Source organism: Vandammella animalimorsus (assembly GCF_002285285.1).
GTDB classification, from domain to species: Bacteria; Pseudomonadota; Gammaproteobacteria; order Burkholderiales; family Burkholderiaceae_C; genus Lampropedia; species Lampropedia animalimorsus.
Map to the genome: position 1 here is coordinate 72,926 of NZ_NSJF01000002.1, position 18,498 is coordinate 91,423.

19 protein-coding genes are annotated in these 18,498 nt (G+C 65.6%); 10 read left to right on the forward strand and 9 right to left on the reverse strand.

Annotated elements, in window-relative coordinates:
• Positions 1 to 302 precede the first annotated feature (302 nt).
• Genes argC through arsC form a run of 3 tightly spaced genes read left to right on the forward strand, consistent with a single transcriptional unit; the run spans position 303 to position 2,411 of the window.
• Complete coding sequence (gene argC, locus CK620_RS03690; RefSeq protein WP_095549174.1) at positions 303 to 1,217, forward strand: N-acetyl-gamma-glutamyl-phosphate reductase; 915 nt, start codon at positions 303 to 305, stop codon at positions 1,215 to 1,217.
• Positions 1,218 to 1,269: 52 nt separating this feature from the next.
• Positions 1,270 to 2,028, forward strand: a complete 759-nt coding sequence (locus tag CK620_RS03695; protein ID WP_095539328.1) for a MarC family protein — start codon at positions 1,270 to 1,272, stop codon at positions 2,026 to 2,028.
• An 8-nt stretch (positions 2,029 to 2,036) separates the two neighbouring features.
• Positions 2,037 to 2,411 carry an arsenate reductase (glutaredoxin) gene (gene arsC, locus CK620_RS03700; protein WP_095549175.1) on the forward strand — a complete coding sequence of 125 codons (375 nt, stop codon included), beginning with the start codon at positions 2,037 to 2,039 and terminating at the stop codon, positions 2,409 to 2,411.
• Positions 2,412 to 2,495: 84 nt separating this feature from the next.
• On the opposite strand, the gene CK620_RS03705 is transcribed toward arsC, so the two are convergent.
• On the reverse strand, positions 2,496 to 3,956 hold the full coding sequence (locus CK620_RS03705) for a DUF4139 domain-containing protein (RefSeq protein WP_095549176.1): 1,461 nt from the start codon (positions 3,954 to 3,956) through the stop codon (positions 2,496 to 2,498).
• Between the two features lie 214 nt (positions 3,957 to 4,170).
• On the opposite strand from CK620_RS03705, the gene CK620_RS03710 reads away from it, so the two are divergent.
• Positions 4,171 to 5,673, forward strand: a complete 1,503-nt coding sequence (locus tag CK620_RS03710) for a helicase HerA-like domain-containing protein (protein WP_095549177.1) — start codon at positions 4,171 to 4,173, stop codon at positions 5,671 to 5,673.
• Positions 5,670 to 6,725 (forward strand): tripartite tricarboxylate transporter substrate-binding protein, encoded by a 1,056-nt coding sequence (locus CK620_RS03715; RefSeq protein ID WP_095549178.1) that lies wholly within the window; start codon positions 5,670 to 5,672, stop codon positions 6,723 to 6,725. The genes CK620_RS03710 and CK620_RS03715 overlap by 4 nt, the downstream gene beginning before the upstream one ends.
• 99 nt (positions 6,726 to 6,824) lie before the next feature.
• On the opposite strand, the gene lhpI is transcribed toward CK620_RS03715, so the two are convergent.
• On the reverse strand, positions 6,825 to 7,772 hold the full coding sequence (lhpI, locus tag CK620_RS03720) for a bifunctional Delta(1)-pyrroline-2-carboxylate/Delta(1)-piperideine-2-carboxylate reductase (RefSeq protein ID WP_095549569.1): 948 nt from the start codon (positions 7,770 to 7,772) through the stop codon (positions 6,825 to 6,827).
• 376 nt (positions 7,773 to 8,148) lie between these two features.
• Between lhpI and CK620_RS03725 the strand changes: the two genes are divergently transcribed.
• The gene (locus CK620_RS03725; protein WP_095549179.1) at positions 8,149 to 9,669 is read left to right on the forward strand and encodes a high affinity choline transporter 1; all 1,521 of its coding nucleotides are present in this window, start codon (positions 8,149 to 8,151) and stop codon (positions 9,667 to 9,669) included.
• Positions 9,670 to 9,791: 122 nt separating this feature from the next.
• On the opposite strand, the gene CK620_RS03730 is transcribed toward CK620_RS03725, so the two are convergent.
• The 4 genes from CK620_RS03730 to metX are packed head-to-tail and all read right to left on the reverse strand — an operon-like array spanning position 9,792 to position 13,483.
• Positions 9,792 to 10,793 carry an NUDIX hydrolase gene (locus CK620_RS03730; RefSeq protein WP_095549570.1) on the reverse strand — a complete coding sequence of 334 codons (1,002 nt, stop codon included), beginning with the start codon at positions 10,791 to 10,793 and terminating at the stop codon, positions 9,792 to 9,794.
• 56 nt (positions 10,794 to 10,849) lie between these two features.
• Entirely contained in the window at positions 10,850 to 11,713 is an 864-nt protein-coding gene (locus CK620_RS03735; protein ID WP_095549180.1) for a hydroxypyruvate isomerase family protein, read from the reverse strand.
• A gap of 49 nt (positions 11,714 to 11,762) precedes the next feature.
• Positions 11,763 to 12,344: a methionine biosynthesis protein MetW gene (gene metW, locus CK620_RS03740; protein ID WP_095542279.1), complete on the reverse strand. Its 582-nt coding sequence runs from the start codon at positions 12,342 to 12,344 to the stop codon at positions 11,763 to 11,765.
• Positions 12,341 to 13,483, reverse strand: coding sequence for a homoserine O-succinyltransferase MetX (gene metX / locus CK620_RS03745; protein ID WP_095549181.1), 1,143 nt, complete (start codon positions 13,481 to 13,483; stop codon positions 12,341 to 12,343). The genes metW and metX overlap by 4 nt, the downstream gene beginning before the upstream one ends.
• 75 nt (positions 13,484 to 13,558) lie before the next feature.
• On the opposite strand from metX, the gene CK620_RS14000 reads away from it, so the two are divergent.
• The 4 genes from CK620_RS14000 to CK620_RS14230 all read left to right on the forward strand — a co-directional run bounded on the left by CK620_RS14000 (position 13,559) and on the right by CK620_RS14230 (position 15,855).
• On the forward strand, positions 13,559 to 13,720 hold the full coding sequence (locus tag CK620_RS14000) for a hypothetical protein (protein WP_179290566.1): 162 nt from the start codon (positions 13,559 to 13,561) through the stop codon (positions 13,718 to 13,720).
• A gap of 244 nt (positions 13,721 to 13,964) precedes the next feature.
• Entirely contained in the window at positions 13,965 to 14,318 is a 354-nt protein-coding gene (locus CK620_RS03750; protein ID WP_095542277.1) for an RNA recognition motif domain-containing protein, read from the forward strand.
• Between the two features lie 168 nt (positions 14,319 to 14,486).
• Positions 14,487 to 15,047 (forward strand): exosortase H, encoded by a 561-nt coding sequence (gene xrtH / locus CK620_RS03755; protein ID WP_095549571.1) that lies wholly within the window; start codon positions 14,487 to 14,489, stop codon positions 15,045 to 15,047.
• Positions 15,040 to 15,855 carry an exosortase H-associated membrane protein gene (locus tag CK620_RS14230; RefSeq protein WP_238946002.1) on the forward strand — a complete coding sequence of 272 codons (816 nt, stop codon included), beginning with the start codon at positions 15,040 to 15,042 and terminating at the stop codon, positions 15,853 to 15,855. Before xrtH ends, CK620_RS14230 begins: the two co-directional genes overlap by 8 nt.
• A gap of 123 nt (positions 15,856 to 15,978) precedes the next feature.
• On the opposite strand, the gene CK620_RS03765 is transcribed toward CK620_RS14230, so the two are convergent.
• The 3 genes from CK620_RS03765 to recA form a co-directional block, all read right to left on the reverse strand.
• Positions 15,979 to 16,215, reverse strand: a complete 237-nt coding sequence (locus CK620_RS03765) for a hypothetical protein (protein WP_179290567.1) — start codon at positions 16,213 to 16,215, stop codon at positions 15,979 to 15,981.
• A gap of 170 nt (positions 16,216 to 16,385) precedes the next feature.
• The gene (recX, locus tag CK620_RS03770) at positions 16,386 to 17,078 is read right to left on the reverse strand and encodes a recombination regulator RecX (protein WP_095549183.1); all 693 of its coding nucleotides are present in this window, start codon (positions 17,076 to 17,078) and stop codon (positions 16,386 to 16,388) included.
• Complete coding sequence (recA, locus tag CK620_RS03775) at positions 17,078 to 18,145, reverse strand: recombinase RecA (RefSeq protein WP_095549184.1); 1,068 nt, start codon at positions 18,143 to 18,145, stop codon at positions 17,078 to 17,080. Before recA ends, recX begins: the two co-directional genes overlap by 1 nt.
• Positions 18,146 to 18,498: the final 353 nt, after the last annotated feature.

The following is an 18,498-nucleotide window of genomic DNA, read 5'->3' on the forward strand; positions in this document are numbered from 1 at the left end:
AGCATGTGCGCTGCAGCGCGCCAATGTGCAACATGCTCATGTATCATGCCCGGCCGATGCGCAGCAGCCATTGGCTGTGCCGGCCGGGCACGAGTGCGCCGGGCGCGCGCATTGTACGCCGCCCGATGGCGGGCGCGCAACGCAGAGCCGAGGCTGTTGGCCGCGTCAGCAGACCTTCCCAATTGGGCGGCGCTGCGTTTTTGTATGCCTGGGCATTGGCCGTGCCGTGGCATGGCACCATGCCACCCCTGTTCACCCCCCTGAGGCCCTTCCAAGAGCCTGTTCACAAGAGAGGAAAGCCCATGGCGAAAATCTTCATCGATGGCGAGGCTGGCACCACCGGTCTGCAAATCCGCGAGCGCCTGCAGGGCATGGCCGGCGTGGAGCTGGTCAGCATCGACCCGGCGCTGCGCAAGGATCCGCAGGCCAAGCGCGCCATCATGGGCGGGGTGGATCTGGTCATCCTGTGCCTGCACGACGATGCGGCGCGCGAATCCGTGGCCATGATCGACGCGCTGCCCGGCCACAAACCGCGCATCATCGACGCCAGCACCGCGCACCGCGTGGCAGAGGGCTGGACCTACGGCTTTCCCGAGCTGTCGCCGGCGCAGCGCGCCGCCGTGCAGCAGGCCCAGCGCGTGGCCAACCCTGGTTGCTACGCCACTGGCGCCATCGCGCTGCTGCGCCCGCTGGTGGAGGCTGGCGTGCTGCCGGCCGACCACCCTGTGGCCCTGCCCGCCGTCAGCGGCTACACGGGCGGCGGTCGTCAGATGATCGAGGCCTACGAGGCCGGCCAGGCGCCCGCCTATGAGCTGTACGCGCTGGGCCTGGCGCACAAGCACATTCCGGAAATCATGCAATACGGCCGCATCACGCGCCGGCCCATCTTCATGCCCGCCGTGGCCAATTTCCCGCAGGGCATGCTGGTGGAGCTGCCGCTGCACCTGGACGTGCTGCCCGGCCAGCCCACGCCCGAGCGCCTGGCCGAAATCTACGCCGCGCACTACGCGAGCAGCGAATGGGTCACGGCCGAGCCTGCCACCGACAACGGCAAGCTCGACGCCCTGGCGCTGAAGGACACGAACCGGCTGGAAATCCGCGTGTTCGGCAACCCGCAGCACCGCCAGGCCGTGTGCGTGGCGCGGCTGGACAACCTGGGCAAGGGCGCCAGCGGCGCGGCGGTGCAAAACCTCAAGCTGATGCTGGGGCTGGCCTGAGTCGTCGGCCTCTTGCCGCTGCCACAGCCGAACGCTCCCGCACGTTTTCGCCATGGACATCGCCAGTTATCTCGTTGCCTTTGGCACCAGCGCCCTGCTGGCGCTGGCCACGCTGCTGCCCATCGCCAACCCGACCAGCACGGCGCCGATCTTTCTGTCGCTGACCGAAGGCGCTTCCGACAAGATGCGCCAGGAACTGGCGCGCCGCATTGCCCGCAACGTCTTCTTGCTGATGGTGGGCGCCACGCTGCTGGGCTCGCTGGTGCTGGACGTGTTCGGCATCTCGCTGGACATCGTGCGCACGGCCGGCGGCCTGATCGTGACCAACATCGGCTGGCGGCTGCTGACCACCAACAGCGCCGAGTCGCCCCGCGCGGCCAAGATCGCCGAGAACTACACGCCCGAGATGGTGCGCTCGCAGGCATTCTTCCCGCTCTCGTTTCCCATCACCTGCGGGCCGGGCACCATCTCTGCGGCGATCACCGTCGGGGTCAGCCTGGCCTCGCCGTCCATTGCGCTGGCGGCCGTGCGCACGGCCGGCGCGGTGCTGGGCCTGGCGGGCATTGCCATGCTGATTTTCCTGAGCTACCGCTACGCGGAGTATTTGCTGCGCTTGCTGGGCGAGACGGGCACCGTGGTGTTCTTGCGCCTCTCGGCCTTCATCCTGCTGTGCCTGGGGGTGCAGATCTTCTGGGATGGCGCGGGCAGCCTGCTGAGCGACGCCATCCGCACCGGCGTCACGCCGCTGGGGCCGATTGCGCAGCCCGCAGCGCCTGGCAGGCCGCCCAGCGCGGTGGACTCCTTGTATTGAGCTTGCCCATGACGACACCGACACCCAATGCCAGCGCCGCTGCTGCGGCCACCATTTATCACAACAGTCGTTGCAGCACCTCGCGCAAGGCGCTCGAACTGCTGCAGGCGCATGGCCTGCAGCCGCAGGTGGTGGAATACCTCAAGACACCGCTGACGCGCCAGCAACTGGCGCAGCTGATTGCCGCCAGCGGCCTGACGGTGCGCGAGGCCGTGCGCACCAAGGAGCCGTTGTATGAAGAGCTGCAACTGGCCCAGGCCGATGACGCGGCGTTGCTCGACGCCATGGCCGCGCACCCGGTGCTGCTCAACCGCCCCTTCGTCGTCACCGCCAAGGGCGCGCGCTTGGCCAGGCCGGTGGATGCGTTGCTCGACATTCTGTAAGAGCCTGTCCAAAGCTGCGCCCCGGCTGCAGTGGCCGCAGTGGCCGGCGCGGGGCGCGTCCATCCAGGCGCATCTCCAAGCGCATCAGTACTGCATGCGCACGGTGTAGTCCAGCACCGTCTTGCCGCCGGCGGGCACTTCCACGTTCCATTGCGCCAGGCCGCTTGCGGCCTTGCTGTGCGGGTGGCTTTCCTTTTGCATGGTCCAGTGGCCGTGGATGGGCTCGACCACCTTGATGGTGGCTGGCACTTCCTTGGCGTTGCGCAGCTCGATCTGCACGCGGATTTCATAGAGCTTTTCGCTGAGCTTGTCCACCGACAGGCGCTTCCAGGTGCCGTTCAGGTCGAAAGCGCTGCCCAGCTTCAGGCGCACCTGCTCGTCCTTGGCCTTGTGGTCGATGCGGTCCTCGCCGATGAACAGCGCGCGGCCCTTGCTGTCGGCCTTGTACACGCGCACCACGCCCTTGGGCAGGGGCACGCCCAGGTCGCCGCCCTTGTTGTCGAACTCGACGAACACATCCACCTTGCGCGGCTCGCCCAGCTCGGGGCTGTGGTTGGTGTCGGTGCCATACACCGAGTACCAATGCGGCTCGCCCTGCAGGCGGTATTCCTTGCGCAGCGGCACGTCGTTGGCCGAAAGCAGCGCCACCTGCTTGGTCTGCTGGCTGGCAATCGTCGTGGGACGCGGCAGGGTGTAGAGGTGATATTCGAACAAGGCCTCCTGCTGCATCGGCGCGGGGGCGGCCATGACTGGCGCTGCCATCATCTCCAGGCTCTTGGCGCGGTACCGCTCGGGCGGGGCGCGGCCCACGTCGCCGGCCACCAGCTGCAGCTGCGCGTTCTCATAGGCCACGCCGCTTTGGTTGTCCAGCGTCACCCAGCCGGACAGGCCCAGGCTGTTCTCATCGTGCGCCAGCGTGGCCACGTAGTCGGCCCGCCAGCCGATGCCCTGCGTGAGGTAGGACAGATCCAGCAGCTGCGCGCCGGCCTGGGGCGCCTGCAGCGTCAGCACCAGCGTGGGCTGGTCGCGCAGCTGCGCCGGCACGCCGTCGAAGGCCAGGCGGGCGTTGGCCGGCAGGCCGGTCTCGACCCGGTCGGCGTACTGCAGCACGGGCATGCCGTTGTTGGACAACACAGTGGCGCTCTCGCGCTGCTCCTGCCCCGTGGCCGGATGGGTTCGGATGACCTGCACGCTGCGCCCGATGTATTTGTTCAGCAGCGATTGGTCGCTGAGCAGGTCGTAGTCGAAGTTCTGCTCCAGCAGCGCCAGCGCGCTGCCATCGCTGGCGCGCAGGCTGGCCGTCTCCGGCATGATCTTGGCCGAGACCTCGCGCAGCGCCACACGGTTGCTGCCCTGGCCGAGCGTGACGCGCCGCGTGTCGCGCACCAGCGCCAGCGCATCGTTGTAGATCGTCACGGCCAGCGATTCGCGGTCTTTGGCCGTGCTCTGAATTTCATCGGCGGGCGCTGCGGTCGCGCTGGCGGCCAGGCCTAACATGCAGGCCGACAGGCCCAGCCGTTTCAGGTTCAGTGCGGGGGTAGGCATGGTGTCTCACTCCTAGGTCTGTGGTTGGTCAAAATAAATGCATTGTGGGCAGGCGCGCCACATCCCATGACGGTCTGCCAAAGCCTGCTCGATGGAGGTTTATACGTTCAAGTGTGCGGCACAGGGTTAAGCGCAGCGTTTTTTCTATTGCGTCCTGTGTCTGGCCTGCATACATACAATTGGCTGGCCCTTCCCATCCACTTTGGAGTACCGCATGAGCGAGCCGCTCTTGATTGCCAAGAATGCCCAGACTGAGTGCCTGCTGCTGCCTGCGCTGGCCAACCGCCACGGCCTGATCACCGGCGCTACGGGCACGGGCAAGACCGTCACGCTGCAGGCGCTGGCCGAGCAGTTTTCGCAGATTGGCGTGCCGGTGTTCATGGCCGATGTCAAAGGTGATCTTTCGGGCATCAGCCAGCCGGGCCAGGTGGGCGAGAAAATGGCCGCCATCCTGGCGCAGCGCGGCATTGCGGCGCCCCAGCCCCAGGCCGCGCCAGTGATGTTCTGGGATGTATTTGGCCGCAACGGCCACCCGGTGCGGGCGACGATCTCGGACATGGGGCCGCTGTTGCTGGCGCGCATGTTGGGCTTGAACGAGACGCAAAGCGGCATCCTGAGTATCGCCTTCCGCGTGGCCGACGAGGCCGGCTTGTTGCTGCTGGACTTGAAGGATTTGCGCGCCATGCTGCAGCACCTCAGCGACAACGCCGCGCAATACCGCACCACCTACGGCAACATCAGCGCCGCCAGCGTGGGCGCCATCCAGCGCGCGCTGCTGCAGGTCGAGGAGCAGGGCGCCGACCAGTTCTTCGGCGAGCCCATGCTGGACATTGCCGATTTCATGCAGACCGATGCCAACGGCCATGGCTACGTGAACATCCTGGCGGCCGAGCAGTTGATGAATGCGCCCCGCCTGTATGCGACCTTTTTGCTGTGGATGCTCTCGGAACTGTTCGAGCACCTGCCCGAGGTGGGCGATGCCGACAAGCCCAAGCTGGTGTTCTTCTTCGATGAGGCGCACCTGCTGTTCAACGACGCGCCCAAGGTGCTGCTCGAACGCATCGAGCTGGTGGTGCGGCTGATTCGCTCCAAAGGCGTGGGCGTGTACTTCGTGACGCAGAACCCGGCCGACATCCCCGACAGCGTGCTGGCGCAGCTGGGCAACCGCGTGCAGCATGCGCTGCGGGCCTTCACGCCGCGCGATCAAAAGGCCGTGCGCGCCACGGCACAGACCATGCGCGCCAAGCCGGGGCTGGACATCGAAAAGGCCATCACCGAGCTGGCCGTGGGCGAGGCCCTGGTGAGCCTGCTCGACGCCAAGGGCAGCCCAGGCATCACCGAGCGCGCCTTTGTCGTGCCGCCAGGCAGCCAGCTGGGCCCCATCACGCCGGCGCAGCGCCAGCAGCTCATGGCGCAATCGCTGGTCGCTGGCGTCTATGAGCAGGCCGTGGACCGCGAGTCGGCCTACGAGGTGCTCAAGCAGCGCGCCGAGCAGGCCCAACAGGCCGCCGAGGCCGCAGCGCAGCAAGGCGGCGGCGTGGCCGGCATGGTCAACGAATTCCTGTTCGGCAGCACGGGCCCGCGCGGCGGCAAAAAGGATGGCCTGGTGCAATCGGTCATCAAGTCCTCGGTGCGCTCGCAAGCCAACCGCATGGGCCGTGAGCTGCTGCGCGGCGTGCTCGGTGGCCTGCTGGGCGGCGGCAAGGGGCGGCGATGAGCCACCGCTGCCATCACCCCCCTGCCAAGGCAGCGCCACTCACGCGCCGGCGCAGCCTGGCCGCACTGGGCCTGGCGCTGGCCGGGCCGGCGATGCTGCGGCAGCCTGCCTGGGCGCATGGGCCGATTGATCAGCCAGCGCCAGTGCGCTTGCTGGTGGGCTTTCCCTCGGGCGGCGGTACCGACTTGCTGGCGCGGCTGCTGGCTGTGCATCTGGGCATGGCGCTGCAATGCCAGGTGCTGGTCGAAAACCAGCCGGGCTCTGGCGGGCAGCGCGCCGCGCTGGCCCTCAAGGCGGCCCCGGCCGATGGCCAGACGCTGCTGCTTTCGCACACCCACACCATCAACATCCTGCCCATGACCATGCCTGAGCCGGGCTTTGATCCGCAGCAGGATTTCACGCCCGTGGCCGGGCTGGCTGGCTTTGTCGAAGCGCTGGCTGTCTCTGTCAGCCACCCGGCCCGCAACTGGGCCGAATACCTCGAATGGCTGCGCGCGCAGCCGCAGCAACTGGCCGTGGGCGTGCCTGCGACGGGCTCGATCCCGGAGTTTCTCGTCCAGTGCCTGCAGCGCAACCATGGCCTGCCGCTGCAGGCCGTGCCCTTTCGCGGCAGCGCGCCCATGCTGGCCGAATTGGTGCACGGGCGCATCCAATCGGCCGTGGCCGCCATGCACGAACTCATGGAACTGCACCGCGCCCAGCGCATCCGCGTGTTGGCCGTGTTGGGTGCGCAACGCCAGGCGGTGCTGCCCGAAGTGCCGACCTTTGCCGAGCTGGGCTTGCCAGGCTTTGAGCAGGCATCGTTTTACGGTCTGTACGCCCCGCACGACCTGCCCACGGCCACGGTGGCGCAGTGGGAACAGGCCGTGCAGCAGGTGCTGGCCCTGCCAGAGGTGGCCCAGCAGTTGCGCGACTGGGGCATGAGCGTGCAGTACATGAATCGGTCCCAGCTGCAAGCACGCGAGGCCGGCCACCGAAAGGCCTGGAAGCGCCTGATCTTTTGTGAAGGGCAAAAAGAAGCCGACAGCTCAGCGGGCTGCAGCCGCTGTTGAGGCGGCCAGCCTCCAGCCCCAGCCCAAGGCGTTGGGCGCGCCTCTGCCCCAGCTTGGGTGTTTTTCATCGCCACGCTGCGGCGGGGCGCTTGCGGGCCATCAGGCGCTGGCGGATGCAGGTCGCGCTGCCCAGACCAGTTGCGCTGCGGCCAGGTCTTCAAGCGCATTGCCCACGGCCTTGAAGACGGTGCGCTCGCTGGCGTTGGCGCGGCCCGTGCGGCTGCCGCGGCAGAGCTGAAACAAATCGCCCTGCAGGGCCTCGCGCTGCCAGGCGCCGGCCTCGATGGCGCGCAGCAAATCGCCGGCTTTTTGCAGCGCCTCGTCGGTATCGACGAACACCCGCGCCTGGGCCAAGCAGCCTGGTGCGGCCTCTTGCATGGCGGGCGTGAAGCTGCCAATCAGGTCCAGGTGCGCGCCCGGCGCCAGCCATTGCGGCTCAACCAGCGCCTGTTGCGAGAGCGTGGCGCAGCTGATGATGTCGGCCGCGGGCACGGCCTGCGCCAGTTCGGTCACGGCCTGGGCGTCCCAGCCCTGCTCGCGCCACTGTGCGGCCAGGCGCTGCGCGCCCTCGGGGCGGTGGTTCCAGACGCTGACGCGGGCAATCGGGCGCACGGCGGCAAAGGCTGCCGGCAACATGCTGGCAACGCGGCCAGCGCCCAGCACCAAGAGGTGCGCTGCGTCCTCACGCGCCAGAAAGGCTGCGCCCAGCGCTGCGGCCGCTGCCGTGCGCCGCGCGGTGATGACATCGCCATCCATCAGCGCCAGCGGCACGCCGGTATGGGCGTCGTAGAGCAGGTAATTGGCGTGCAGCCCGGGCAGGCCGCGCTGGGCGTTGCCGGCAAAGACGTTGACGATCTTGATGCCCATGAAGCCGGCCTGCAGATCCCAGGCAGGCATGATCAGCGTCGTGCCCTGGGCTGGCTGGCCGATGGGGTGGATATGGCGCTGCGGCACGGTGATCGGTCCACAAAAGGCGGCGCGCAAGGCAGGCACCAGACGCTCAAAGGGCAGGGCGGCTGCGGTGGCTTCGGCGGTGAAGATGTGCATGGCGTTTTTTTGGTGGTTCAGTGAAGGCTTGTCATTAGAACCGAACCCGTCTTTGTACAGGCGCTTGGCTGGGCCTTGGGCCATGCGGCTAGGCCTGACCCCCGCCAAGGTAAGGTGAATTTTTGTCTGCGCCAAATAAACAAATTGCTCGATAATGCCGCCCTCTGCGCACGGGCCGCAGCGGCATGGGCCGCTCGGCCCGTGCGCAGTATTCCATCCCCGCCAAGCGCGCAGGGATGGGTGGGGGATGGTCGGGGCGGCTGGGCCGGCGCCATGGGGCGCGGTCAGAGGGCGCAGCCGGCCTTTTTGCTGTCTTGCGCGGCCGCCGATGGGGGCAGTCCGTGCAGATTTGTGAACCGCTTGGGAGTGCTGCACCATGCTGATCACCTTCATCGTTCTGTATCTGCTGGTCTCGGTCGGTATCGGCCTGTGGGCGGCGCGGCGCGTGAACAACACCACGGACTTTGCCCTGGCCGGGCGCCACCTGCCTTTGAGCATGGTGGCCATCGTGACTTTTGCCACCTGGTTCGGCTCGGAGCTGGTGCTGGGCGTGTCGGCCGAGTTCGTCGATGGCGGCCTGGCTGCCGTGGTGAAAGACCCGTTTGGCGCCGGCCTGTGCCTGGTGCTGGTGGGCATGTTCTTCGCCCGCAGGCTCTATCAAAAAACTCTGCTCACACTGGCTGATTACTACCGCCAGCGCTTTGGCAAGGGCATCGAGGTGATTTGCTCGCTGATCATCATCTTCAGCTATCTGGGCTGGGTGGCGGCGCAGATCACGGCGCTGGGCCTGGTGTTCAACATGCTCTCGGCGGGCGCGATCAGCTTCTTCTGGGGCATGGTGATCGGCACGGCCGTGGTGCTGATCTACACCATGTATGGCGGCATGTGGTCGGTGGCGCTGACCGATACCATCCAGATGATCGTCATCGTGGTGGGCCTGCTGGCCGTGGCCTGGTATGCCGCCGATTTGGCCGGCGGCGCGGGGCGCGTGATCGACTATGCCGCCAGCGAGGGCAAGTTCAAGATGTTCCCAGACTTGGGCGATGGGCGCGGCTGGCTGTTTTTCATCGCCTCGCTGATCACCATGATGCTGGGCTCGATTCCGCAGCAGGACGTGTTCCAGCGCGTCATGGCGGCCAACAATGCCGATGCGGCCGTGCGCGGGCCCATCATCGGTGGCACGTTCTACATCGTCTTTGGTTTTGTGCCCATGTTCATCGCCACTGCGGCGGTGCTGATCCTGCCCAATGTGCAAGCCATCATCGACAAGGACGTGCAGTACGTGCTGCCCACGCTGGTGCTGCAGCACATGCCGATGCTGTTGCAGGTGGCGTTCTTTGGCGCGCTGCTCTCGGCCATTACCTCCACCACGGCCTCCACGCTGCTGGCGCCTTCGACCACTTTTGTGGAAAACATCCTGCGCAACATCAAGCCGGGCATGAGCGATGCGCAAACCCTCAAGGCCATGCGCTTGAGCGTGCCGGTGTTCACCGCCATGGTGCTGGTCTATGCGCTGACCATGGAGGGCAAGTCGATCTATGAGCTGGTGGCCGAGGCCTACCAACTGCCGCTGGTGGGCGCTTTCGTGCCGCTGGTTTTCGGCCTGTACTGGCAGCGCGCCACCACGCAAGGGGCGGTGCTGTCGGTGGTGTTCGGCATCCTGGTCTGGGGGGCGATTGCACTGTCGGGCCTGCTGGCGGCCAGCTACCCCGAGACTTGGGGCACCAATGCCGCGATCGCCGCCCTGGCGGCTTTTGGCGAGCTGGTGCCGCAGCAGCTGGCGGGCGTGGTCGGCGCGGCCGTGGCGATGGTCGTGGGCTCGCTGATGCCGCAGTTCATCGCCGACACCAAGGAAAAGCCGCACCATCTCGATGCGGCTAGCCCGCTGCCGGCCTGATGGCCTGGCCGGCGACCAGAAGATGCTCTCAGAGTCTGCCCTCAAAGTCGCCGTGAACAGCGCTTGCACCAGGCCGCCCGAGCGTGGGGATGAGCGCGGCGCAGGGTTTTGAGGACAGGCCCTCAGGGCAGGCTGGAAGCCACCGGCAACTTGGTGCCGGCAATGGCGCGCTCAAGGGTGACGCCACTGCGAAAGCGAAACAGCTTGGCCGGCCGCCCGGCATGGCCCAGGGCCATGGCGCCGGTTTCCTCAATCAGCTGCTGCTGCTCGACCAGGCGGCGGAAGTTCTGTTTGTGCAGCAAGCGACCGGTGATGGCTTCGGCCGCTTGCTGCAACTGCAGCAGCGTGAAGTGCTCGGGCATGAGCTCGAACACCACAGGCCGATATTTGAGCTTGGCGCGCAGCCGCGCCATGCCGGTGGCCAGGATGCGCCGGTGGTCAAAGCGCATCGCCAGGCCCGGCAGCGGTGCGTTGTCGGCCCGCGACTGGCCGCTGCGCTGCGCCTCGGCCACCAGACCGGCTTCGTAGAGCAGTTCATAGCGTTGCAGCACGAAATCCTCATTCCACGGCATGGCCCCCAGGCCAAAGGCGCTGTCCGCGCGTTGCTGGCGCGCCTGCCGCACCGTGCCATCGGGTGCCTTGCCGCACCAGGCGTGCAGCGCCGCGGCGATGCGCTGCTGCAGCGCCAGCGCCCATTCGCTGCGGCAGTCTTCCCAGGGAAAGTAGTCGTACCAGTTGCGCCAGGCGGCGTGTTCGGCCGCGGTGTTGAGCGAGTCGGCCTGCGTGGCCTGCTCGCGCGTCAGCCCCAGGTAGCTGATGGCTATGTGCCTGGCTTCGGGCATGGCAGCTGCCATATCGCCGGGCGCGTGAGCTTCGTGTTGCAGCCGGCCCAGGTCGGCAAAGGTGTAGAGCTGCTCGATGTAGCCGATGGGGTGGTGGGTTTCGGATTCGATCCAGGCGCGCATGCCCTGTTGCAGCGAGCGGTGCGTGACGGTGAACGGCCCGCAGGGCAGTGACTGGCCGTGGCCCGTGGTCATGATGCGCGGCTGGCCGTTGGCCACGGCCACCAGCACCGCCACCAGCTCGACCTGCATGGCGTGCGAGGCCGCAGGCGCCGCTGGCATGCGCGGCGCGGCCGATGCCTGGCCGGGGTGCGGTGCGGGCTTGGCGCGCCCTGCTGTCATGGCCGCGGCCCTGCTGCGCCGCCGCCGGGCCGCAGCCATGGCGCGGCCCAGCCCAGCCCGGCGCGCGTGCTGCTGCGCGGGCGGTATTCCAGCCCGACCCAGCCGCTATAGCCAGCTGCATCGAGCTGGCGCAGCAGCGCCGGTCCATCGACTGCGCCGGCATCGGGCTCGCAGCGGCCGGGCACGGCGGCGATTTGCACATGGTGCAGCAGGCCGCTGCCCAGGCCGCGTTGCAGCTCTGCCTGCGCATGGCCCTCGGTCATCTGGCAGTGGTAGAGATCCAGCTGCAGGCCCAGCAGGGGGTGGCCGATCTCTTGCAGCGCTGCCAGCGCTTGCTGTTGGGTGTGCAGCCAGTAGCCGGGCATGTCCTGGCGGTTGATGGCCTCGATCAACAGCACGATGGGCGCGGCGCCCGGGCTGTGTCGTCTGGCGGCGCGTTCGGCGGCCCAACTCAGCCGGTGCAGCCATTGCTGGCGCAGGTTGCCGCCATGCGCCAGCTGGCCCGGGTGCGTGCCGGACATGACGTGAATGCGGCTGCAGCCCAGCGCCTGGGCGTAATCCAGCGCCAGCTCAATGCCGTATTCGAACTCGCGCTGCGCGCCCGGCAGGCTGGCCGTGCCGCGCCAGCCCTCGGCCCAGGCGCTGCGCACCGCCGCCAGCGTGCCGCCGCCGGCCGGGGCATTGAACAGTACCTGTTGCAGCCCGTGTGCACGCAGTTGTGCGGCCAGCCAGCCGGGCTCCCACTCGTAGGGAGATAGAAACTCCACTCCGCCAAAGCCGTCCTGCGCGGCAGCGGTCAGGCGCGCTTCGAAGGGCAGCTCTTGGTACAGAAAGCTCAAATTGGCAGCCAGGCGGGGCATGTGGGCGTGGTGGTTTTGTCTCTTGCGCTGTGGCCCGGTGTGGGCGCGTTCAGCGCTCCAGGTGGAACACGGCGGTGGTGGCGCGCAGGTTGATCAGCCTGCGCACCGGCTGGCCAGCGCGCAGGCCAAAGGCGTCGCGGATGCGCAGCTGGTGTTTGCGCGCCAGGATCTCGAAATCCTTGAAAGTGCCCACGCGGATGTTGGGCGTGTCGTACCACTGGTAGGGCATGCGCCGCGTCACCGGCATGCGCCCGCGCAGCACTGAGAGGCGGTTGGCCCAGTGCGCGAAGTTGGGGAAGGCGATGATGCCAGCGCGGCCTACGCGCACGGTCTCCTGCAGCATGGTCTCGGCATTGTGCAGGTGCTGGAAGGTGTCGATTTGCAGCACCACGTCGAAGCTGTCATCGGCGAAGATGGACAGGCCGCGGTCGAGGTTCATCTGCAGCACGTTCACGCCACGGCGTGCGCAGGCCAGCAGCTTGGCGTCGTCGAGCTCGACGCCGTAGCCACTGCAGTTGCGCTCTTTCTGCAGGTACTCGAGCAGCGCGCCGTCGCCGCAGCCCAGGTCCAGCACGCGCGAGCCAGCCGGCACCAGCGCGGCAATGGCGGCCATGGTTTGGTTGTCGCTCATGGCTGCCCCTCCTGCGCGAACTCGTCCGCGATGCGGTTGAAATAGGCCGCCACCAGGTTGTGGTAGCGCGGGTCGTCGAGCAAAAAGGCATCGTGGCCGTGTGGCGCGTTGATCTTGGCGTAGCTCACATCGCGTTGGTTGTCCAGCAGGGCCTGCACGATCTCACGACTGCGCGCAGGCGAGAAGCGCCAGTCGGTCGTGAAGCTGATGACCAGGAACTTGGCCTGCGCGCGTGCCAAGGCGGTGCTGAGCTGGCCATTGAAGGCGCGCGCCGGGTCGAAATAGTCCAGCGCGCGGGTGATGAGCAAATAGGTGTTGGCGTCGAAATATTCGCTGAACTTGTCGGCCTGGTGGCGCAGGTAGCTCTCGATCTGGAACTCGATGTCCTGCGTGCTGTAGCGCACGTCCAGCCCGCTCAGTAGCTGGCGACCGAATTTCTGGTTCATCACGTCGTCGGACAGATAGGTGATGTGCCCGACCATGCGCGCAATGCGCAGCCCGCGCCTTGGCACGACGCCGTGCTCGTAGAAGTGCCCGCCGTGGAAGTCCGGGTCGGTGACGATGGCGCGGCGCGCCACCTCATTGAAGGCGATGTTTTCGGCCGTCAGGTTCGGCGCGCTGGCGATGACCACAGCATGGCGCATGCGCTGCGGATATTGCAGAGTCCACGACAGCGCCTGCATGCCCCCCAGGCTGCCGCCCATGACGGCGGCCAGCTGCTCGATGCCCAGCGCGTCGAGCAGGCGCGCCTGCGCATCGACCCAGTCCTCCACCGTGACGACGGGAAAATCCGCGCCCCAGGCCTTGCCCGTGGCCGGGTTGGTGTGCATTGGCCCAGTCGAGCCAAAGCACGAGCCCAGGTTGTTGATGCCGATGACGAAAAAGCGGTTGGTATCGACGGGCTTGCCCGGGCCGATCATGTTGTCCCACCAGCCTGCGCTTTTGGGCTGGCCCTCGTACATGCCCGCCACATGGTGCGAGGCATTGAGCGCGTGGCAGATCAGCACCGCATTGTTGCGTTGGGCGTTGAGTTGCCCATAGGTCTCATAAGCCAGGGTGTAGCGCTCCAGGCGCTGACCGCTTTGGAGCGGCAGCGGCCGGGCAAATGCCATGGACTGCGGCTGGGCGATGAAGGTCATGGTGCAAGAAAACAAAAAGCCGGCTTGCTAAAAACAAGCCGGCTGCCGTTGGGATGCGCTCACATTGCACGGGCCATGTCTTTAGCAGTATTTGTAAAGCGCCCGCAAGCGTTGCAAATCAGCGCATCGAAAGGCAACTATAGCAGCTTTGCACCTGCCCGCCAGGCTGTGGGACGCTGTGAAATGATTGCGGATGCCCTGCACGAATCGCAGCGGCAATTGGCAATCAATTTTTAACTGACTGCGGTTGATACGCATGGTTACCAAAAAACCTGCTGCAAGTGCGAAAAAGCAGTGTTTTTACTGATTGGTGCAGTGCTGCGGCCAAGGTCCTTCAAGTGTTTGTCAGTGATAATGGCCGCAGGCTGCAAAGCCTGAATCGGTATGCGGTGTTTGATGGTTTCGTGCGCAGTTCAAGAGATGTTCGCTCATGCGGCTCCGGGGCCCCATCGCTTGAGAAAATCTTTTGAAGGAGTCCGTAATGGGCAACAAACTTTATGTTGGCAATCTGCCGTATTCTGTTCGTGATGAGGAGCTCGAACAGACTTTCAGCCCATACGGCACGGTCGTCAGTGCCAAGGTGATGATGGAGCGCGACACAGGCCGCTCCAAAGGCTTTGGCTTTGTGGAAATGGGCAGCGACGCCGAAGCCCAGGCCGCCATCAACGCCATGAATGGTCAATCCATGGGTGGCCGCAGCGTGGTCGTCAATGAGGCCCGCCCGCTGGAGCCGCGCCCGCCGCGCAATGGCTTTGGCGGCAACCGGCGTGAAGGTGGCCTGCGCAGCCCCTACGGCAGCGGCCCGCGTGGCGGCGGCCATGACAGCGGCTACTGATCGCTTCAGCCGCTGCTGAACCAACCGGCCTTTGGGCCGGTTTTTCATTGGCGCTCATGGGGCTGCGCCTGATGGCTTGGCCCGGCATCTTGCGCTAGGATGGCGGCGCTTTTTTGCTGCAATTTCCAACCACGCTGGCACGTGGCCAGTGGCGCAGGCCCTCACACCATGAAGCGTTTCTTTTTCATCTTTGTTCTTTTGCAGTTGCTGCTGTTCGGCCTGAACATGCTCAACAGCGTGCAGCAATCCGTGGTTTTGCCGTGGACTTCGCTGCTGGCGCAGATGTGCGCCTATCTGGTGACGACGTTTGATGCCACCGCCATGGCCTCTGGCAAGGTGCTGTGGAACCCCAGCACAGGCTTTGGCGTCTCCATCGAACCCGGCTGCAACGGTGTTGAGGCTTGCATCGTGCTGTTCTCCGCCATCATGGCCTACCCTTCGAGCTGGCGGGCCAAGCTGGTGGGCATCGTGCTGGGCTTTGTGGCCGTTCAAGCGGTCAATGTGGTGCGCGTCATCAGCCTGTTCTACCTGGGGCAGTGGGATGAGGCGGTGTTCAAGTTTGCGCACGAATACCTGTGGCAGGCGCTGATCATGATCGACGTGCTCATCGTCTGGCTGCTGTGGGTGCGCAGCCTGCAGCGCCCGGCGGGCGATGCCAGCGATGATGTGGGCAGCACCACACCGCCCCCGGGCGGCGGTGGCAGCCCTGGTGAGCTTGTCCATGCCTGAGACCACGACACCCCCGTCCTCGCCAGCTGCGCCAGCGGCTGCGCAGATTTCTACCTCCTCGGCAGCCACCTTGCCCGAGCGACCGGCGCGCCCGCCCCGGCCGCCAGCGCCTGCCGCCGCCGCAGCGCCTGCGGTTGCAACTGCGCCGCCGCCTGTGGCCCAGCCAAAGGTGGTGCACAGCAAGCCGGTGCGCATGCCCGTGTTTGCGGCCACGGCATTCGCCTGGATGGCCGTGCTCATTGCCGTGTGGATGTTCGTCAAGCCCTGGACGTCCTACCCCGTCAGTTTCATGGCCGCCACGGCCCTGGAGCTGGGTGCGCCGGTCTGGGTGAGCAAGGCGCAGGTCATCGGCCATGCCCAGGCCGAGCAAGGCGATGGCGGAGCAGGGCATGTGCTGGTGGAGACCGGCATTGCCGTGCCTGTGCCCGAATCACAGGGCCGCCACGCGCAGGTTTTGCTGGAGGCCGACCCCTCGCGCTACGCCTATGGCCTGGCCATTTTCCTGGCCCTGCTGCTGGCTGCGCGCCAGCCTGGCTTGTGGCGCAAGGCCTTGGCGGGTTATTGCCTGCTGTTGCCGTTCCAGGCTTTCACAGTGGTTTTTTACATCCTCAAAGAGATCATCGTGGCCGCGCAGATCGACTATGCGCTGCTGCGCGTCAGCCCCTGGCAGGTCGAGGCCATCGTATACGGCTTTCAACTGGGCACCCTGATCGTGCCGACATTGGTGCCAATTCTGGTCTGGCTGTGGTTGGATCGCCGGTTCTTCAACGAAGTCATCGTGCAGCGCTTTACCGCGCGGAGATCGTGAATGGGCGCTGGCCTTCGCCAGCCAGCCTCAGTTCTTCGCCAGAGCCTAAAGGCATTAAAAATGCCCGGCATTGACAATGCCGGGCTTTAATCTGTGCGGATGTGGCCTGCTCAGGGCCGGTTCTCAGCAACCAAGCTGGTTGAACATGACGCTGAACTGGTTGTTGAGCTGCTGGCAGGACTGGCGCATGTTCTCCAGCTCTTGCTTGCTCAGCTTCTTCAGCTCTTCATTGAGCTGTTTTTTCTGCTCTTCCATTTGTTGTTGCAGTTGCTTTTGCATCGCAGCCTGCTGCGGATCAGTGCCGAGTTTGCTCATGCAGGCCTGGGTTTTGTCCAGATAAGCCTGGCATTCTGCGGGCATGACATTTTTTTCGCCGCACGCGGTGGCAGCAGCGGCCCCAGCCAATGCCAGGGCGATGGAAAAAAGGCGAATGCGCATGAAAAGTCCCTCAATGAAAGTGCGTTGAAATCAGCCGCTGCGATCCGAGCAGACCGCTCCCGAAGCGGCTGCTGTGCAGTGTACGGCAGCGGCTACTGGAGCTGGCCTGAATCATGCCGATCCAGCAGCTTGCGCACCATGTCCATGGGAAAGCCCCGCGCCAGCATGAAGCGGGCTTGTTTGGCGCGCAGCTTCTGGCGCTGTGGCGCATCCAGTGCGCGCATATCCTGTGCGCCGAATCTGGCTTGCCAGATGGCTTGCGCGCGCTGCCATTCATCCTGCTGCAAATCCGCCAGCGTGCTTTGCACCAGCTCTCGGTCCAGCCCCTTGGCCAGCAGATCGCGCTGGATGCGGGCACTGCCATAGCGCGCCGCCTTTTGCCGCGCGATGGAGGCTGCCGCGCGGGCATCGCTGAGCAAACCCTTGGCCTGCAGCGATTGCAGCAGCGCATCCAGCTCTGCGGCGTGCTCGGCATGGGGGGCCAGCTTGCGGCGCAGCTCTTGCGTGCCGTACTCGCGCCGTGCCAAGGCACGCAAGGCGCGTGCGCCCAGTGATGGCGTGGTGCGGCGGCTGGCGCGGCTGCCTGCGGGGCTGGATTCGGCGGGTGCAGCCGGAGCCATGGCAGGTGTGGCACGGGCTGCGCCGCGCGCCGTGCGCGGCGGCGCTGTGGCCTCAGGCGATTGCAGCGAAGGAGCATCGGGCTTGGCCTGGCGCAGCCAGTCGGCCACGGATTTGGGTTGCGCCGCTTGGCCTTGCGCCGCACGCCGTGTCGTGGGCCTGGGCATTATTCGTCTTGCAGCACGCCGTCTTCGTCCACGCCATCGGGCAGCTCGGCCATGGTGGCGGCCACGACGCCCAGATTGGCACGGATCTTGTTCTCGATCTCGCGCGCAAGCTCCGGGTTTTCTTTCAGGAACTCTTTGGCGTTGTCGCGCCCCTGGCCGATCTTCTCGCCGTTGTAGGAATACCAGGCGCCGGATTTGTCCACGATGCGGCCCAACACGCCCATGTCGATGATCTCGCCTTCGCGTGAGATGCCGCTGCCGAACATGATGTCGAACTGCGCCGTCTTGAACGGCGGCGAGACCTTGTTCTTCACCACCTTGACCTTGGTTTCATTGCCGATGACTTCATCGCCCTTCTTGATGGCGCCGGTGCGGCGGATGTCCAGGCGCACGCTGGCGTAGAACTTCAGCGCATTGCCGCCGGTGGTGGTCTCTGGGCTGCCAAACATCACGCCAATCTTCATGCGGATCTGGTTGATGAAGATCACCATGCAATTGGTCTTCTTGATGGTGGCCGTGAGCTTGCGCAACGCCTGGCTCATCAGCCGCGCCTGCAGGCCCGGCAGCGCATCGCCCATGTCGCCCTCGATCTCGGCCTTGGGCGTCAGTGCGGCCACCGAATCGACCACCACCAGATCAACCGCGCCCGAGCGCACCAGGCTGTCCACCACCTCCAGCGCCTGCTCGCCCGTGTCCGGCTGGGAAATGAGCAAGTCCTTGACTTGCACGCCCAGCTTGCCCGCGTACTGCACATCCAACGCGTGCTCGGCATCGACGAAGGCGCAGGTGCCGCCGAGCTTTTGCATCTCGGCAATGACTTGCAGCGTCAGCGTGGTCTTGCCCGAGGACTCGGGCCCGTAAATCTCAATCACGCGCCCGCGCGGCAGCCCGCCCACACCCAGCGCCACATCCAGGCCCAGCGAGCCGGTGGAAACAACCTGGATGTCCTGCGCGGCTTCTTCTTCGCCCAAGCGCATGATGGTGCCCTTGCCGAACTGTTTCTCAATCTGCGCCAGCGCCGCCTGCAGCGCCTTGGCCTTCTCTGAATTCGCGGTACTTGCGTTCATGGTGTGATCCCTTTGAGTCAATGGACGGAGCAACAATGCTGTGCTCAATGGAGTGCCAGTGTAGAAGAATGATCCTTTAAACGAATCAATTTTTTAGTCAGTTTGCATGCCTATAGTGCCTGGATGGAAGGATGAATAGCCCCCAATTTGAGTAAGGAAATATCAATCAAATGTTTCGCGGGCTTGCGCAGCGAAGCCTGGAAACTGCAGCACGAAAGCAACATCTGACCCTGCAAAATGTGCGCAAACCCTTATCCAGCAAGGCTTTGCAACCTATGCAAAAAGCGGAAATCGAGTAACTTCCGCTATGATGCAACCGCATGGCTGACGCCGATACCCAAGGTGAAGGCCCG

Coding starts and splice junctions, on each gene's coding strand:
- argC (WP_095549174.1), top strand. CDS start 303: ATGGCGAAAATCTTCATCGATGGCGAGGCTGGCACCACCGGTCTGCAA.
- CK620_RS03695 (WP_095539328.1), top strand. CDS start 1,270: ATGGACATCGCCAGTTATCTCGTTGCCTTTGGCACCAGCGCCCTGCTG.
- arsC (WP_095549175.1), top strand. CDS start 2,037: ATGACGACACCGACACCCAATGCCAGCGCCGCTGCTGCGGCCACCATT.
- CK620_RS03705 (WP_095549176.1), bottom strand. CDS start 3,956: ATGCCTACCCCCGCACTGAACCTGAAACGGCTGGGCCTGTCGGCCTGC.
- CK620_RS03710 (WP_095549177.1), top strand. CDS start 4,171: ATGAGCGAGCCGCTCTTGATTGCCAAGAATGCCCAGACTGAGTGCCTG.
- CK620_RS03715 (WP_095549178.1), top strand. CDS start 5,670: ATGAGCCACCGCTGCCATCACCCCCCTGCCAAGGCAGCGCCACTCACG.
- lhpI (WP_095549569.1), bottom strand. CDS start 7,772: ATGCACATCTTCACCGCCGAAGCCACCGCAGCCGCCCTGCCCTTTGAG.
- CK620_RS03725 (WP_095549179.1), top strand. CDS start 8,149: ATGCTGATCACCTTCATCGTTCTGTATCTGCTGGTCTCGGTCGGTATC.
- CK620_RS03730 (WP_095549570.1), bottom strand. CDS start 10,793: ATGCCAGCGGCGCCTGCGGCCTCGCACGCCATGCAGGTCGAGCTGGTG.
- CK620_RS03735 (WP_095549180.1), bottom strand. CDS start 11,713: ATGCCCCGCCTGGCTGCCAATTTGAGCTTTCTGTACCAAGAGCTGCCC.
- metW (WP_095542279.1), bottom strand. CDS start 12,344: ATGAGCGACAACCAAACCATGGCCGCCATTGCCGCGCTGGTGCCGGCT.
- metX (WP_095549181.1), bottom strand. CDS start 13,483: ATGACCTTCATCGCCCAGCCGCAGTCCATGGCATTTGCCCGGCCGCTG.
- CK620_RS14000 (WP_179290566.1), top strand. CDS start 13,559: ATGTCTTTAGCAGTATTTGTAAAGCGCCCGCAAGCGTTGCAAATCAGC.
- CK620_RS03750 (WP_095542277.1), top strand. CDS start 13,965: ATGGGCAACAAACTTTATGTTGGCAATCTGCCGTATTCTGTTCGTGAT.
- xrtH (WP_095549571.1), top strand. CDS start 14,487: ATGAAGCGTTTCTTTTTCATCTTTGTTCTTTTGCAGTTGCTGCTGTTC.
- CK620_RS14230 (WP_238946002.1), top strand. CDS start 15,040: ATGCCTGAGACCACGACACCCCCGTCCTCGCCAGCTGCGCCAGCGGCT.
- CK620_RS03765 (WP_179290567.1), bottom strand. CDS start 16,215: ATGCCCGCAGAATGCCAGGCTTATCTGGACAAAACCCAGGCCTGCATG.
- recX (WP_095549183.1), bottom strand. CDS start 17,078: ATGCCCAGGCCCACGACACGGCGTGCGGCGCAAGGCCAAGCGGCGCAA.
- recA (WP_095549184.1), bottom strand. CDS start 18,145: ATGAACGCAAGTACCGCGAATTCAGAGAAGGCCAAGGCGCTGCAGGCG.